Source organism: Prochlorococcus marinus str. MIT 9401, assembly GCF_000760095.1.
Taxonomy (GTDB): Bacteria; Cyanobacteriota; Cyanobacteriia; order PCC-6307; family Cyanobiaceae; genus Prochlorococcus_A; species Prochlorococcus_A marinus_I.
Genome location: NZ_JNAR01000013.1, coordinates 79,155 through 94,608, shown reverse-complemented (window position 1 = coordinate 94,608; position 15,454 = coordinate 79,155). Strand labels below are relative to the sequence as shown.

General features: G+C 32.1%; 18 protein-coding genes and 2 tRNA genes. 14 read left to right on the top strand and 6 right to left on the bottom strand.

What is annotated here, in order from left to right:
• Nucleotides 1-28 precede the first annotated feature (28 nt).
• A tRNA-Thr gene (locus EV01_RS03990) sits at nt 29-100 on the bottom strand.
• A 10-nt stretch (nt 101-110) separates the two neighbouring features.
• Nucleotides 111-192, bottom strand: a tRNA-Tyr gene (locus tag EV01_RS03995).
• Between the two features lie 102 nt (nt 193-294).
• On the opposite strand from EV01_RS03995, the gene aroQ reads away from it, so the two are divergent.
• The 10 genes from aroQ to proC all read left to right on the top strand — a co-directional run bounded on the left by aroQ (nt 295) and on the right by proC (nt 7,433).
• The gene (gene aroQ, locus EV01_RS04000; protein ID WP_032517516.1) at nt 295-735 is read left to right on the top strand and encodes a type II 3-dehydroquinate dehydratase; all 441 of its coding nucleotides are present in this window, start codon (nt 295-297) and stop codon (nt 733-735) included.
• The gene (locus EV01_RS04005; protein WP_032517517.1) at nt 736-1,344 is read left to right on the top strand and encodes a tRNA-(ms[2]io[6]A)-hydroxylase; all 609 of its coding nucleotides are present in this window, start codon (nt 736-738) and stop codon (nt 1,342-1,344) included. It begins immediately after the preceding gene.
• A 16-nt stretch (nt 1,345-1,360) separates the two neighbouring features.
• Complete coding sequence (cobI, locus tag EV01_RS04010) at nt 1,361-2,116, top strand: precorrin-2 C(20)-methyltransferase (RefSeq protein WP_032517518.1); 756 nt, start codon at nt 1,361-1,363, stop codon at nt 2,114-2,116.
• Nucleotides 2,116-2,601 (top strand): DUF1823 family protein, encoded by a 486-nt coding sequence (locus EV01_RS04015; protein WP_032517520.1) that lies wholly within the window; start codon nt 2,116-2,118, stop codon nt 2,599-2,601. The genes cobI and EV01_RS04015 overlap by 1 nt, the downstream gene beginning before the upstream one ends.
• 74 nt (nt 2,602-2,675) lie before the next feature.
• Nucleotides 2,676-4,049, top strand: a complete 1,374-nt coding sequence (gene der, locus EV01_RS04020; RefSeq protein ID WP_032517522.1) for a ribosome biogenesis GTPase Der — start codon at nt 2,676-2,678, stop codon at nt 4,047-4,049.
• Nucleotides 4,049-4,963, top strand: a complete 915-nt coding sequence (locus EV01_RS04025; RefSeq protein ID WP_032517523.1) for an energy-coupling factor transporter transmembrane component T family protein — start codon at nt 4,049-4,051, stop codon at nt 4,961-4,963. Before der ends, EV01_RS04025 begins: the two co-directional genes overlap by 1 nt.
• Nucleotides 4,964-4,981: 18 nt before the next feature.
• Nucleotides 4,982-5,248: a PII-interacting protein PipX family protein gene (locus tag EV01_RS04030; protein ID WP_032517524.1), complete on the top strand. Its 267-nt coding sequence runs from the start codon at nt 4,982-4,984 to the stop codon at nt 5,246-5,248.
• Nucleotides 5,249-5,251: 3 nt separating this feature from the next.
• The gene (locus tag EV01_RS04035; protein ID WP_032517525.1) at nt 5,252-5,887 is read left to right on the top strand and encodes a YggS family pyridoxal phosphate-dependent enzyme; all 636 of its coding nucleotides are present in this window, start codon (nt 5,252-5,254) and stop codon (nt 5,885-5,887) included.
• 150 nt (nt 5,888-6,037) lie between these two features.
• A complete protein-coding gene (locus EV01_RS04040; protein ID WP_032517526.1) occupies nt 6,038-6,613 on the top strand; it encodes a cell division protein SepF in 576 nt (191 codons plus the stop codon).
• A gap of 7 nt (nt 6,614-6,620) precedes the next feature.
• Nucleotides 6,621-7,433, top strand: a complete 813-nt coding sequence (gene proC, locus EV01_RS04045) for a pyrroline-5-carboxylate reductase (protein WP_032517618.1) — start codon at nt 6,621-6,623, stop codon at nt 7,431-7,433.
• Between the two features lie 5 nt (nt 7,434-7,438).
• On the opposite strand, the gene EV01_RS04050 is transcribed toward proC, so the two are convergent.
• The 4 genes from EV01_RS04050 to hpf form a co-directional block, all read right to left on the bottom strand.
• Entirely contained in the window at nt 7,439-8,596 is a 1,158-nt protein-coding gene (locus EV01_RS04050) for a glycosyltransferase family 4 protein (RefSeq protein WP_032517527.1), read from the bottom strand.
• A gap of 85 nt (nt 8,597-8,681) precedes the next feature.
• Complete coding sequence (gene recO, locus EV01_RS04055) at nt 8,682-9,467, bottom strand: DNA repair protein RecO (RefSeq protein WP_032517528.1); 786 nt, start codon at nt 9,465-9,467, stop codon at nt 8,682-8,684.
• The gene (locus EV01_RS04060) at nt 9,468-10,127 is read right to left on the bottom strand and encodes a deoxyribose-phosphate aldolase (RefSeq protein WP_032517529.1); all 660 of its coding nucleotides are present in this window, start codon (nt 10,125-10,127) and stop codon (nt 9,468-9,470) included.
• A 7-nt stretch (nt 10,128-10,134) separates the two neighbouring features.
• Complete coding sequence (hpf, locus tag EV01_RS04065) at nt 10,135-10,719, bottom strand: ribosome hibernation-promoting factor, HPF/YfiA family (RefSeq protein WP_032517530.1); 585 nt, start codon at nt 10,717-10,719, stop codon at nt 10,135-10,137.
• A 44-nt stretch (nt 10,720-10,763) separates the two neighbouring features.
• Here hpf and lipB point away from each other — a divergent pair, with 44 nt between their 5' ends.
• The 4 genes from lipB (at nt 10,764) to EV01_RS04085 (ending at nt 15,451) form a co-directional block, all read left to right on the top strand.
• Entirely contained in the window at nt 10,764-11,414 is a 651-nt protein-coding gene (gene lipB / locus EV01_RS04070) for a lipoyl(octanoyl) transferase LipB (protein WP_032517531.1), read from the top strand.
• Between the two features lie 27 nt (nt 11,415-11,441).
• The gene (locus tag EV01_RS04075) at nt 11,442-13,385 is read left to right on the top strand and encodes an AMP-binding protein (protein WP_032517532.1); all 1,944 of its coding nucleotides are present in this window, start codon (nt 11,442-11,444) and stop codon (nt 13,383-13,385) included.
• 38 nt (nt 13,386-13,423) lie between these two features.
• Nucleotides 13,424-13,867, top strand: coding sequence for a YlqD family protein (locus tag EV01_RS04080; protein WP_025880659.1), 444 nt, complete (start codon nt 13,424-13,426; stop codon nt 13,865-13,867).
• 219 nt (nt 13,868-14,086) lie between these two features.
• A complete protein-coding gene (locus EV01_RS04085; protein ID WP_032517533.1) occupies nt 14,087-15,451 on the top strand; it encodes a dihydrolipoamide acetyltransferase family protein in 1,365 nt (454 codons plus the stop codon).
• Nucleotides 15,452-15,454 lie beyond the last annotated feature (3 nt).

Below are 15,454 nucleotides of genomic sequence, written 5' to 3'. Positions count from 1 at the left end.
TCTCACTGAAACCAAGCTATCCCGCGAGTGCCCTCGTCGGGACTTGAACCCGAGACCTCTCCCTTACCAAGGGAGTGCTCTACCGCTGAGCTACAAGGGCAATTTTAAAGTGGGCCGGGTTGGATTTGAACCAACGTAGGCAGAGCCAGCGGATTTACAGTCCGCCCCCTTTAACCACTCGGGCACCGACCCCCACTATTTGAACTTATCAGTTAATGGACACTTTGTGTTAAATTGTTTTGGTTTTTTTGTTTCTTTCTAGATAGCATTTGTAAAGAAAAGACTTTATTGATGATGAATATTTTATTGATAAATGGACCAAATCTAAATCTTTTGGGGACTAGAGAACCTGAAATATATGGTAATAAAACATTGAGTGATATAGAAAAAGATTTAACTAAAATTGCTAAAGAAAAAAGTATTAATCTTGAATGTTTTCAAAGTAATCACGAAGGAGAAATAGTAGATAAAATTCAGGAATCTGTAAAAAGTATCCAAGGTATCCTAATAAATGCTGGCGCTTTTACTCATACCTCGATTTCTATTCGTGATGCTTTAATTGGATCAAAAATTCCTTTTGTAGAGTTACATATTTCAAATATTTTCAGTAGAGAAGATTTTCGCAAAGAATCTTTTCTTACAGATAAAGCTATAGGAATTATTAGTGGATTCGGCATATCAAGTTATTCCCTAGCTCTTGAAGGAATCATTGGGTATTTGAGTATTAAAGATTAAATGCTAGTCGATTTTAAAAGGCCCACTTCTCATATTAAATATTTATCGTCATCCACCTCAGATGAGTGGATCAAACTTGCACTATCTAATCCAATACATATTCTTATTGACCATGCTCATTGTGAAAGAAAAGCAGCAGGAGTAGCTATTCAGTTGATGTTTAGATATCCATCAGAACCAAATCTGGCAGAGGTTCTAAGTCCAATAGCGAGAGAGGAATTAGAGCATTTTGAAAAAATACTTTATTTTTTAAAAGATCTTGGACATTCTCTTGAGTCGTTAAAACCACCTCCATATGGAGCTGAATTGTCTAAGAATATAAGAAAGGAAGAGCCCAATAGAATGCTTGATAGTTTCTTAATAGCAGGACTTATTGAAGCAAGAAGTCATGAAAGATTAAGCTTGCTTGCGCTGAATTCTGAAGATAAATCGTTTAAATCTCTTTATGAGTCTCTGCTAGAGAGTGAGGCAAGACATTTTGGAGTTTACTGGAAACTAGCCCAAACTAAATTTTACAAAAATCAAACTTTCAAAAGGTTAAAGGAATTGTCTGAAATTGAGTCAGCAATCCTAGCTGAAACTTTTATATTGCCAAGGGTACATAGCTAAAGTTAATAAAATAAAAATGATAATAAACAAGTTCCTGATTTTACTTAATCGATATAAAAATGATTTACCAACATTCACCATCGTTGGTGTAGGTCCTGGAGATCCATCGCTTTTAACAATTGCTGCTGTGGAAGCAATAAAAAAAGCGAAAGTTATAGTTTTTCCAATATCAGACGATAATAAAAAGAGTTTCGCTGCGGAAATAGTCAAGAAATACACCAAATTTAAAAAAAATATCCCTATTATCTTCCCAATGGCTAGGAAGGATTTTGATCCAGATCAAATATGGTCTAATGCTGTAGAAAAAATTGTGAAATTTATACAAAATGGCGAATCAGTTGTTTTACTTTGCCTTGGAGATACTTCACTATTTGCAAGTTCTTCTAATATTTTGAGGTTAATAAAAAATAATCATGCTGAAATTATCACCAAAACTATACCTGGTATTTCCTCTATTTCAGCAGCAGCAGCTTTGAATGATTTTGATTTGGTAAAAAAAGGCGAGACATTAATCATAAAAGAATGCCCTTCTTCAGAATCTGAATTAACAACCCTAATTAGGGAAAGTAAGGAAACCAAAACGGTGTTGGCCATTATGAAAGTTGGTAAAAGATGGAATTTAGTCAGGGAAATTTTAAAAAAAGAGGATATCATCAATACAACATTAATAGCTTTAAGTATTGGGATGCCTGATCAAATTATTCAATATGCATCACAATATAAAAAGGAATTTATGCCTTATTTTTCTTTGATTTTGATAAGGTTTGATTAATGTATAAAAAAGAAAAATTAGTTGAAAATCAATTTACATGGCCAATATGTAAAGATCTATTATTTCTTGTTCTCGAAGATAGGGTTAGTGATGTTTTTGTTTGTGAATTGGTTTGGGAAAGACTTTTTTATACTAGAGAAACAACTTTAAATAATTGGGTTTCTAGCGCATTAACTCCTTCTTATTGGTCAGAAAAATTTGAAGAAGCTCCTCAAATCATTTCAGAGCGACCAGCCTCAGTACATTTGACTCGATCAATTCCAAAAGACTATAAACAGGGATTGAAAAATTTTCTTAATTTTAAAGGTTATAAGATTAATGAACTTTATCCAAGAAGAACTAGAAGAGCGACGGCAGTAAATTGGTTGATTTATTGGGCGATTAAAAATGATTGTTTTTCAAAAGATAATGGATTAATGCCGAGTCTTAGTTCACCACCTTTTAATCCAGTTAAAGGACATTTTGGCGATCCAGAAATCAAATAAGTTTTTTTGAAAAGGGTAAATGATTCTATTAAAGGTATAGTTGTAATGGATACTACTTTCTTTGGAGAGAAGAATTGATTCTTCCTACAATAGCAATTATCGGAAGACCTAATGTTGGGAAATCCACCTTAGTTAATCGTCTTTGCCAAAGTAACGATGCAATAGTATTTGATAAACCTGGTGTTACGAGAGATAGAACTTATCAAAATGCTTCATGGGGAGGTAAGGAATTTCAAATAGTTGATACTGGAGGTTTAGTTTTTGATGATGATAGTGAATTTCTCCCAGAGATAAGGACACAAGTTTTCTTGGCTCTTGAAGAGGCTTCACTAGCGTTACTGGTGGTAGATGGGAATCAAGGAGTTACTGATGGTGATTTATCAATAGCAAAATGGTTAAGAAACTCAAGCTGTAAAACAATTGTTGCTGTTAATAAATGCGAATCGACTACTCTAGGAATATCCCAAGCTTCAGAATTCTGGAAATTAGGATTGGGGGAACCTAACCCTGTTTCGGCTATTCACGGTTCAGGTACTGGAGATCTTTTAGATCTCGTTATTGGCGAACTCCCTGAAAATAATATCCAGGATGATGAAGAAAAGATAATGATGTCAATTATTGGTAGGCCTAATGTTGGTAAATCTAGTTTGTTAAATTCAATCTGTGGAGAAAAAAGAGCAATAGTTAGTGATATTAGTGGTACGACAACTGATTCAATAGATACGCTTATTAAAAAAGGTGATAATCATTGGAAAATAATTGATACTGCAGGGATTAGAAGAAAGAAGAATGTAAAATATGGTACTGAATTCTTTGGTATTAATAGGGCTTTTAAATCTATAGATAGAAGTGATGTTTGTGTGTTAGTTGTAGATGCGGTTGACGGAGTAACAGATCAAGACCAGAAGCTGGCTGGGCGTATAGAAGAACAAGGCAGAGCTTGCATAATTGTTGTTAATAAATGGGATCTTGTAGAAAAAAATAGTTCAACAATTTATCAAGTTGAAAAAGAACTTAGATCTAAGCTTTATTTTTTACACTGGTCAAAAATGATTTTTATATCTGCCCTAACTGGTCAAAGAGTTGATAATATTTTTGGGCATGCTCTTAATGCTGTAAATCAACACAGAAGACGAGTTACAACATCAGTAGTTAATGAAGTACTTAAAGAAGCAATCAGTTGGAAAAGTCCTCCAACGAAGAGAAGCGGCAAGCAAGGTAGGCTTTATTATGGTACTCAAGTAAAGAACAAACCTCCCACTTTTACTCTTTTTGTAAATGACCCTAAATTATTCGGAATAACTTATAGAAGATATATTGAAAAACAAATTAGAGTAAATTTAGGCTTTGAAGGCACACCCCTTATTTTACTTTGGAGAGGAAAACAGCAAAGAGCTTTAAATAAAGAAGTCGAAAGAGAAAATATTGAGTTAATTCAAAAAGATTAATGAATTTGCTAACCAAATTTTCTGTTGGTCAATATGTTCATGGTAATAGTAGTTGGCTAAGAATTATAGATAGTAGATTAAAAATAATTATGGTAATGATATTTTTAATCACTCCAATTTGGGCAGGTCCAATATGGAGATTGAGTTTAGTTGGTTTTTTACTATTAATTACTTTTTTAAGTTTATTGCCATCTAGAGTATGGTGGCGATCATTATTTTTTCTCTCATGTTTGTCATTATTAATTGGATGTATATCAATACTTGCCTCATCTGATATTCAATCTCTTGATGGCTACTTAAGAAATCCCAATGAGTTACAAGTAGTACTGGAAAGCCAAAAAGAATGGAATGTTTTGCAAATTCCTTCGCAGAAGATATGGTTTATTAATTTTGGTCCAGTTAACTTATCAAGAAAAGCTTTGGAACTGGGAATAAAAACCTCCACTTTGATATTTACCGTTATTCATAGTGTGAATTTGATGCTTTTAACCACATTGCAGGAAGACATTGTATGGGGATTAAGTTGGTTTATGTATCCATTAAGAAAGATTGGATTGCCAACTAGTAAGTGGCTTTTTCAGTTGTTAATTGCATTACGTTTTATTCCTCTAGTGCAGGAAGAACTTCAAAATATCATTAAATCAGTGTCAGTTAGATCAATAAATTTTCGAAATTTAGGACTAAAGAAATCCTTTAATGTTTTATTAATCTTAGTGGAAAGGTTATTTCAAAATATATTTTTGAGAATTGACCAAGGAGCAGAGTCATTGCTCTCAAAAAAAGAAATTCTTATAAAAACTAATAGATTTAGGACACTTTATCCCTCAAAATCTCTTAATGTAATTGTTAATACATTGTCGATTTGTTTTATTTGCATAGCAATTTTTCTTAGAAAACTGTATGGTGCATTATAAATAACACAATTTTTAGGTTTGAGTTCTGAGCGTTATTTAAACCATCCAACATTTGGTATGTTGTACCAAGTCTCTCCTGGAAATGATGGGAGAGATATTTATGCGACTTTGTATGCTCAAAAAATGTTTTTTTTGGTAGAAGTTAAACAGAGAGAAGTTTTTTTTGAAGTTATACCTTACCTAGATGCCCGTAATCAAGCAGAATTAAATCTTCAAAAAGCTAGAAGAAATGGATCTGAAGAGCTATCTAAATGGGAAAATTTATTCACGCAAACTTTCTTATAAAAGGTGAACCCTGCAAATTATTTAAAAATAAAAAATAAAATCCCATCAAATGTAAATATTCTTGCCGTAAGTAAAGGATTTAAAAGTCAAGAAATCAAAACTATTCAGAATATAGGCCAGAATGATTTTGGGGAGAGTAAGTTTCAAGAGGCTTTCGAAAAACAATTAATTTTAAAAGACATGAAACAAATAAATTGGCACTTTATTGGAAGAATACAAAGTAATAAAATAAGAAAGATAGTACAAAATTTCAAATATATTCATTCAGTAGATTCTTTTGAAAAGTTGCAAAAGATTTCTAATATTTCATCCGAAGAGAAGAAATATCCATCAATAATGTTGCAGGTTAAGTTGAGTGATGATCCTACAAAAGGCGGTTTTGATCCTGAATTTTTAATATTAAAATGGAGAGAAATTCAAGAGTTGAAAAATATCTCAATAAACGGTTTAATGACTATCAATCCTAAAGGACTTAACTCTAAAGAAAATTTAGAATTGTTCAAAAAATGTCGTGACCTTGCTGATTCATTGCAACTCCCAGATTGTTCTATGGGTATGTCAGGTGATTGGGAGGAAGCTGTTGACGCTGGATCAACTTGGTTAAGAATAGGATCATTGATTTTTGGAGGTAGATCCTAATTAGTTATTTTTTTATAAAAATCTTATCTATAAACTTGCAGTAAAGTACAACTAACGTTATTTAAGTATAGGTAGTTTATTCATTTAAAAAATGAATTTATTGCTTAAGGTTCCTAAACCTTAGTAATCAATTTCAAGAGGATTTAAAAGGTGTCACTTCTTTCTAGATTAAAGGCAGTTGTTGCAGGAGATGAGTATCTCGATGATGATTTTGATGAGCTTGACTATGCATCAGAGGATGAATTAGATGATATTAATGATTTCAAACAAAATCCAAGAAATGCAGGTGCTCTAGCAAATTCAAATCCTTTCGATTTTATGAATAACAATAGATCATCAAAAGTAGTTGGAATGCCTGGGATCTCTAATTCATCTTCAGAAGTAAGTTTGATGGAACCAAGAAGTTTTGATGAAATGCCTCAAGCTATACAAGCACTAAGAGAGAGAAAAACTGTAATTCTTAATTTAACAATGATGGATCCTGATCAAGCTCAAAGAGCGGTTGATTTTATCGCTGGAGGTACATATGCAATTGATGGGCATCAAGAGAGAGTCGGTGAAAGTATTTTCCTCTTTGCACCAAGTTGTGTAAATGTAACTAGTTCTTCCCCTGAAGAAGCTTCTCCTTCTTCTGTTCCTGCAGAAAATACACCACAATATGGTTTGGGCAAAAATACTGCTCCTGAACCAGCATGGGGCAATTCAAAATTAAGTGCTTATTCATGATTTATCAGTGACTGGTAAACTCGCGATTATTGGTTTTGGAAATATTGCAAGTGCTATACTTACCCCTCTATTAGATAACAAATTAATTCAGCCAGAGAATGTTTTTTGTGTTGTAAATACAGAAAAAAGTTTAGAAAATATAAAAAAAAATTATAAACATAATATAAATGTTTATAAATCAGGTTCTATAGAGTCAAAAATAATTTGGGATTGTCAATATAAACTTCTTTCTATAAAGCCCCAACAGTTGAATGATATAAGTGAGGCCCATGATATAAAAAATAAGGACAATTTAATAGTTTCAATTCTTGCAGGGGTTTCAATAAATAGACTTACCCAAAAGTTTCCTAATCATAAATGTGTGAGGGTGGTTACAAATATTCCAATAACTATTGGAAAAGGTTTAACAGGGATTTCTTGGGGAGAGGAAATTACAGAAGATCAGAAACAATTTACAAAAAAATTATTTGAAAATACTAGTAAAATTTATGAATTTACTGAAGATTATCTTGATATATTTTTAGCTTTAACTTCATCAGGTCCTGCAATTATTGCTTTAATTATAGAAGCATTAAGTGATGGAGGATTAAGCGGGGGATTACCAAAAATAATTTCAGAGGAACTTGTTATGGAAATGATACTAGGGACTATTTGTCTAATAAAGGAAAATAAACTTACTACTTCTGAGCTTAAAAATTTAGTAACCTCTCCAGGCGGAACAACTATTTCTGCTTTAAGGGTTTTAGAAAAAAAGAGTGTAAGATCAGCACTGATGGAATCAATACTTTCAGCTAGTAATCGAAGTAAAGAGTTTCGTTAAGTTTTTCAATTATCTTTTAAGCTTATATAAACTTTTTCAAGTGAATTTATATTTTTAGCAATTGTGTATCTCTCAAGTATACGCTCTCTAGCTTTTTCTCCAAGATCTTTTGTAAATGAAGGGTGTTCTACAAGAATTGGGATTATGGTTTTTAATTGTGCTGCCACATTATCAGTTGAAATTACTATTCCTGCTCCGTGCTCTAAAACTTCACCATCAGCTCCGGCATCTGTAGCTACACAAGCAGTTCCAGCAGACATTGCCTCCAAAAGTGATAATGATAAACCTTCTACTAAGCTTGGTAAGAAAAATACTTCTGCTATTTGCATTATTGCTATCCTAGTTTCTAAATCTAATTCCGCACCCCACCAAATTAATTTCTCATTACCAAGGTTAGAAAAACTATTTTCAAGTGTTGGCTTCATTGGCCCATCCCCAACAATAACTAATTTGCAATTTTGAGTTTTTGTTTGGCGCCAAGAACGTAAAAGTGCCTCGATATTTTTCTCATTTGCAATCCTTCCCATATATAAAAAGATTCTTTCATTTCCAAGTTTGTTTTTTACCTGATCATATTTTTTACTTTTTTTGCAAAAAGGTCTCCAAATATTTTCATCAACGCCGTTTGGAATAATAATTTGTTTTTCTTTAGGTACTCCTAATTTCTCAAGAACATTTTTTTGAAGTTCAGAAAAAATAATTATTTTATCGAACTTTGCTAAAGAGGGAGCATAGAGCTGATATGTTAATTGTTGAGTACTCGCAGTTAGATTTCTATTTTTTGCATCAAATGGTGGATGAAATGTTCCTATTAGAGGAACATTAATTTCATTGCAAAGCTCTGGGAGTCTAAAGTCTAAAGGAGATAAAGTTAGGCTTGCATGTACTATGTCAGGTTTTAATCTTTCCAATGATAGCCTTAGCTCTTTTTCTGCCCTTGGCGAGGGTATTGTATAGACTTGAGATTTAATTAAATATGGGAGACTTACATCAGGATCATTTGCAAGAAATAATGGTGTTGATGAATTTGAACTAGAGGGATTATCGAAATGAATAAAACTAATTTTATGCCCTCTGGCCTTTAATTCCTGAGTAGTTGAATTACCGTAAGTTACATTTCCACAAAAAGGGGATTTTTTTCCCAACCAGGCAATATGAACCACATTAATTGAATTAACTATTTATTAAGTTAACAGGCAAAGGCGTCATGATCATATTTTTTAAAACTTTTAATGCTTCATGAAAAAGCTAACTATATATTTCTCTCAACATTTTTAGTGAAGATAGCTCCTTCTCTAATTGAGTAGAGATCCATGTCTCAATAATGAATAATATTTTAAGCCAGACTTTTTTGGGACCTAACAACTCTCCATTAGATTTTATTGGTAATTCTGGGAAAAGAAGTCTCTGTAATAGTGCAACTTCAGATGCATTTATTTTTAGATTACTTTGAGGATCTTCTATGGATGAAAACCCTTCATTTGATAAAAAATAACAACTCCATTCCCAATTTCCTAAAGGTGGAATAATAGGTTCTCCAGTTTTACAACAATGATGAATTGGTAAATTAATACCCCCGATGGCTAATAAATGGATTAAAGATTGAATACTCATTGAAAGGATTTTAATATCTTCTTCTTGAGACTCTTTATATAAATAAATCCTATCAAGATGTGCAAGAACGCAAGATAAATAGTCTTGTTGCTTGTCATTATTACCTACTAATAAAAATGTTAATTCAGTTATTGCTTGCGCGGCTGCAAGACATTCAATATTTTTTCCTAGACCAGAATAGCTTTTTAATATTTTAATTTGACGTACAGATTTAAGATTTCTTTTCCCAAAAATCTGCAGACTTAAATATGTTAAAGGAGTAGCTGCGGCAAGACTACTTTTAGGACGCCTAGCACCAGGTACCGCTAATCTAACAATCCCTTGCTCATCACTAAGGATAGTTATTAACCTATCATTCTCGCCTAATGGAGAAGCTTTTATACAGAGACCTTTTAGTCTGCACTCGCCAGAACCAGACATTTAAATTACTTTAACTTCTTCAAAAATTTCATAAAAATTGGAAGTTCCCACGCAACTAATTCCAATATCAAACAAATCAATTACTTGCGTCAGTTTTTTTATGCCACCTACAACTTTGATTTGATTTTGAGAGCCTGTTATTTTTAGTATTTCGGGGACATCATTAGATGTAAGAGGAGATCCAAACCCGTCCCCGAATTGAAAATTTTTTATTCCTAATTCCAAACATATTTCTATCGCATTAATAAAAACTTCTTCTTGTAGTTTTGATTTATTTATGATTATTGAAACTGGTAATCCAGATAATTTAACTTGCTCAATTTCAGCAGCGAAAGTTTCTAAATTTCTTTTGGATAAATTGATAAAGTTTGGGATATATTCAATTCCTTTTGCACCCTTATCTTTTGCAAAACAAACTAATTCTTCGATAAATGAAACTGGTAAATCTGCTAAAGGGTAAGAAATGAGTGCGTTTATATCCGCACTGTAATTACCCAAACAGTTCTTAAGATCAGTTAAATAATTTAGTGAAGTAGAAATATTTTTGATCTTGTATTCTCTTATTAAATCGCAATTCACACAGAAATCTTCCCATGATAAATAAGGGTTAATAATAATCGCATGAATTTTCTCGTTTAATTCATATTCAATATTGGGCATTTAAAACTTATTTAGATTGAATCAATCCATAACCTCCATGATTCCTTTTATATATAACTTGAAGTTCATTATTTTTCTTGTTTCGAAAAACATAAAAATCATGATCAATTAGATCTAGTTGTTTTCTTGCTTCGTCTGATGAAATTGGAGTCATTTCAAAGTATTTATTTTTTATAGATGGCTCAGGCAGGCTTGCTTCAGTTCCTTCTTTAAATAAAGTTTTATCTAAAAAATTTGATTCCATACTTTCAATTTGCAAAGAATCTTTATTTTTAAATTGTTTATTATGAATTGTTTTATTGTTTCTTTCTTTGTATTTGCGTAATTTTCTACAAAGTTTATTTGAAACTAAATCAATGCTTGAGTATAGATTTTCAGTTTTCTCTTCGGCTCTAATTACAGTCCCATTTGCAAAAATAGTAACTTCTGCAGTCTGGAAAGAGACTCTTGGATTTTTTTCTATTGAAAGGTGTATGTCGGCTTCTTTAACGATATCCTTATAGTGATGTGTTGCTTTTTCTATCTTTGCTTCAGTATATTCTTTTAATGCTCCAGTGAGCTCAAGATTTTTTCCATGGATTAAAATTTTCATAACAAATCTAAAAATATTTACTTACTTTCTAAATCTACTTAAATATGGTGAATAGAACAGCAATAATTAAACAACCTGATAATATTTCTTTTTTCAATGATGTTTATAAATTACAAAAAGAATATCAGGAGGCGTTGATTTTAGATAACTCTATCCCTGATTTTATTTGGATAGGTGAGCATCAACTCTGTTATACGTTGGGTAGAGGATCTAATTATGATAATTTATTATTTTCTTTGAATGATACTAATTATGATGTTTTTAAGATTGATAGAGGCGGTGAGGTTACTTGTCATATGCCAGGACAATTAATAACTTACTTGGTGTTAGATTTGAAAAATTTTAATAAAGATTTAAATTGGTATTTAAGAAAAATTGAAGAAATTATTATAAAAATTCTTGGAACTTTTAATATAGATTGTCATTCAAGAGAGGGCTTCACTGGTGTCTGGATAGGAAATAAGAAAATTGCCTCAATAGGAATTGGTTGTAAAAGATGGATTACAATAAATGGATTTTCAATCAATATTGACTGCGAATTAGAAAACTTTAATAAAATTGTTCCTTGCGGAATAGAAAATTGTCTTATGGCAAATATGATTGATTACAATAAAAATTTAAATATTCAAGAAGTCAAGAAAATTGTTAAAAAAATCATTCAGGAAGAATTTAATTTTGATTTTGTATCAAAATAGAAATTAAAATTTCAAAATCAATTTAATATGCGTGATTTAGCATACTGGCCTTCAGCTAAACCTCTTTCTAAAAAAGATAAATTTGCTAATAATAGAGATTTTATTAAGAACCTTCATCACATAGATCAAATTTGGGAAAAATTAAAATTTAAATGTGGTGATACTTTAGCTGTTTGCGATTTGAGAGGGAAATACAAAGAAAAATTTTCTTATTCTGAGCTGGCTGATTTAATAACAAAAGTCTCTTTGTCTTTTAAAAATTATGGTTTAGTAAAGGGGGATGTAGTTACTGTAATATCTGAAAATTCTGCAAGATGGCTATTAGTTGATCAAGGCTTAATGCGTTTAGGAGCTATAAATGCAGTGAGAGGTATTAATTCTCCTTCAGTAGAATTAGATTATATTATTGAGCACTCAAATTCAGTAGGTCTAATAGTTCAATCTAAGGAGATTTGGCTAAAGTTAAACAACAAAGAAGAATTAAAAAAAAGACTGAAATTTATCATCAATTTAGAAGATGAACAATTTGAAAGTTTAATAAGTTGGAATCAATTTATAAGAAAAGCAGAAAAAGAAAATTCACAAACTAATAATATTGAAAAATTTAATCCAAAAATTGATGATGTTGCTACTATCCTTTACACTTCTGGGACAACAGGAAAACCTAAAGGTGTCCCTTTGACTCATGCAAATTTTTTGCATCAAATAATCAATTTAGCCGATATTGCTGATCCAGAACCTGGGACCTCTGTATTAAGTGTGTTGCCTATCTGGCATTCTTATGAGAGGAGTGCTGAATACTTCTTTTTTTCATGTGGTTGTTCTCAATACTATACAATTCCTAAATTCTTGAAAGATGATATTAAACAAATAAAACCTGTTGTCATGGCTACTGTACCAAGACTATGGGAGGCAATACATGATGGTTTTTTTCAGGCGTTGAAAAAAATGCCTTCCAAAAAGCAAAAACTTATTAAGTTTTTGATAAGTAATAGTTCTGTTTTTAAAAGAAGTTTAAGAAAGATAAGAAATTTAGATATCAATCAAATAACATTCAAATCAAAAATCCCCTTACTGGCTGCTGTTATTGGCCGATATCCTTTACATAAATTATCTACTATTTTTTTATGGCCAAATATTCTTAGACAATTATGCGGAGAAAAACTGAAATTTCCCATTAATGGCGGAGGTGCATTGCCAGAACATGTGGATCTTTTTTTTGAATCTTTAGGTGTAGATGTTTTGGTGGGATATGGACTCACAGAAACAAGTCCAGTATTAACTTGTAGGAGAAGAGAATTAAATGTTAGAGGATCATCCGGTCAGCCTCTAGCATTTACCGAAATCAAAATAGTAAATGATGATAAAAGAAAGATTCTGAAGTTCAGAGAAGTAGGAAAAATTCTTGTTAAGGGACCACAAGTAATGAAAGGTTATCTTAATAATGAATTAGCTACAAAAGATGTTTTATCCAAGGATGGTTGGTTTGATACTGGTGATTTAGGTTTTCTAATACCAAACGGTTCCCTTTTTATAACAGGAAGAGCCAAGGATACAATAGTGCTATCAAGCGGTGAAAATATAGAACCAAATCCGCTAGAGACCGAAATCCTTAGTTCTGAATTTATCAATCAAATTCAACTAGTAGGACAAGATAAGAAATGTTTAACGGCCCTTGTAGTGCCTAATGTCGAATTAGTTAAAAACAAGTTTTTGGAAGAAGACCTTTCAAAGTTAAACCTTGATAAGAATATTGGTACATTTTTTAAATCACAAATTAATAATTTGCTGAAAAGTCGATTAGGAGCAAGATCAGAAGAACAAATATTAGATTGTTATTTCGTTGATGCCTTTACTTTAGAAAATGGGTTATTAACGCAAACTCTTAAACAAAAAAGAAAAGAAATAGAAAGAAAGTATTCATTACAAATAGAAAATATGTATGAACAGAAATTTAGTAAGAAAAATTGATTTGTTCTTTCTATATTGAAAAGGTAATTTAATTTTTTATGGAAACAAAAAACTCAATATCTATAAAGCGCTCAATAGCTATTAAAGCTGTAGTTACTCCAACTTGGAAGGAAGATGCTGAAAAAGAACTAAGTAAAGCAATTTCAAACATTGATCAGCAATTATCTCAACTTGAGCAGGAGGGGCAGCAAATAGTAAATAACATTAGATCCCAATCGGTTAATCCCCTAGATCCGAGGGTTCAAGAACAGGTTAGTCAGGTGCAACAACAAGTAGCAGCAAAACGAAATGAAATTGAAGAACAAAAAAGAAATCTACTGCAACAACAGAGTCAAGTTCGCGAATTGAAAATGGACGAAATTGTTGATCAAGGGCAAGTTGATAGTTTCTGTGATGTCACTGTGGGCGACAATCTTATTGAAAAAATGCAAGTCTCAATTACTGTTAAAGACGGCGTTATTCAGTCTATAGATAATAATTAAATCAAGAGATTTAGTATTTTTGATAAAGTAAGTAAATCTTAACTGTGAAAAGTTTTTAAATTCTTATCGATCTAAATTATTACTTTCTTAAGTTTTAAGAGTTCCCACTGTGAACATGATTTCGTATAATTAGAACAAGAGTTAAAAGGGTTCTTAATCATAAAAACTTTTGAAAGTTTGGTAAAAATCCCTTAAAACTTATGCAATAACAATTTTCTTATGTCTCACGAAATATTCATGCCTGCCTTGAGTTCTACTATGACAGAGGGCAAGATTGTGGAATGGTTGAAAAATCCGGGAGATAAGGTTGAGAGAGGCGAATCTGTCTTGGTTGTTGAATCTGACAAGGCAGATATGGATGTTGAGTCTTTTCAAGATGGATATCTTGCAGCAGTTTTAATGCCTGCTGGCAGCACTGCACCTGTTGGAGAAACTATTGGTCTCATTGTAGAAAATGAGGATGAGATAGCTTCAGTTCAAGAAAAAAACAAAGGGAATCAACCCGAAGTATCTTCTTCAGACCAACTTGAATTGGTAAGCAATAAAACTGAAGAAAAACCAGTAGTCCAGACTGAAAATATTAATAAAGAAGCGGAAGTCGTCTTAAAGCTTGAAAAGCCTGTCCCATCTTTTAAAACCGATCAAATTAATGCCGCTACAAGTAATGTTTCTTCGAGGATAATTGCATCTCCAAGAGCTAAAAAACTAGCATCTCAAATGGGTGTTGATTTAGCAAAGGTTCATGGATCTGGCCCCCATGGAAGGATTCAAGCCGATGATATTTTAAAAGCTAATGGCCAACCTGTCTCAATACCATGGATAGGGGAAGGTGATTCTCCTGCAAGTATTCCTGGTGTAAATTTGGGAGTTAAAAGTAAACCAGAAACTTCTGGCAATAGTTTTGGTAATCCTGGAGAAACAGTTCAATTTAATACTCTTCAAAAAGCGGTAAATAAAAATATGGAATCTAGTTTAGAGGTTCCATGTTTTAGGGTTGGATACTCTATCAATACAGATAAATTAGATAATTTCTACAAAAAGGTAAAACAGAATGGAGTGACTATGACTGCTTTACTTGTAAAGGCAGTTGCAAAGACACTAAAGAAACATCCTCAAGTTAACTCAAGCTTTTCAGAAAATGGAATTTCTTATCCAGAAAATATAAATATTGCAGTTGCTGTTGCGATGGAAGATGGGGGACTAATAACTCCAGTACTAAAAGAACCATGCAATACTGATTTGTTTGAATTATCTAGGGAATGGAAAGATCTCGTAAAAAGATCGAGATCAAAACAATTAGAACCAGATGAATACTCAACGGGAACATTTACGTTATCTAACCTTGGTATGTTTGGTGTAGATAGATTTGACGCAATACTACCCCCAGGGACCGGTGCGATCTTAGCGATAGCATCATCTAAACCAACTGTTATAGCTAATAATGATGGTTCAATATCTGTTAAAAAAATAATGCAAGTAAATCTTACAGCTGATCACAGAGTGATCTATGGAGCTGATGGTGCTTCATTCTTGAAAGACTTGGCTTACCTGATTGAAAATGAGCCAGAGACACTTGTATCTTAAATT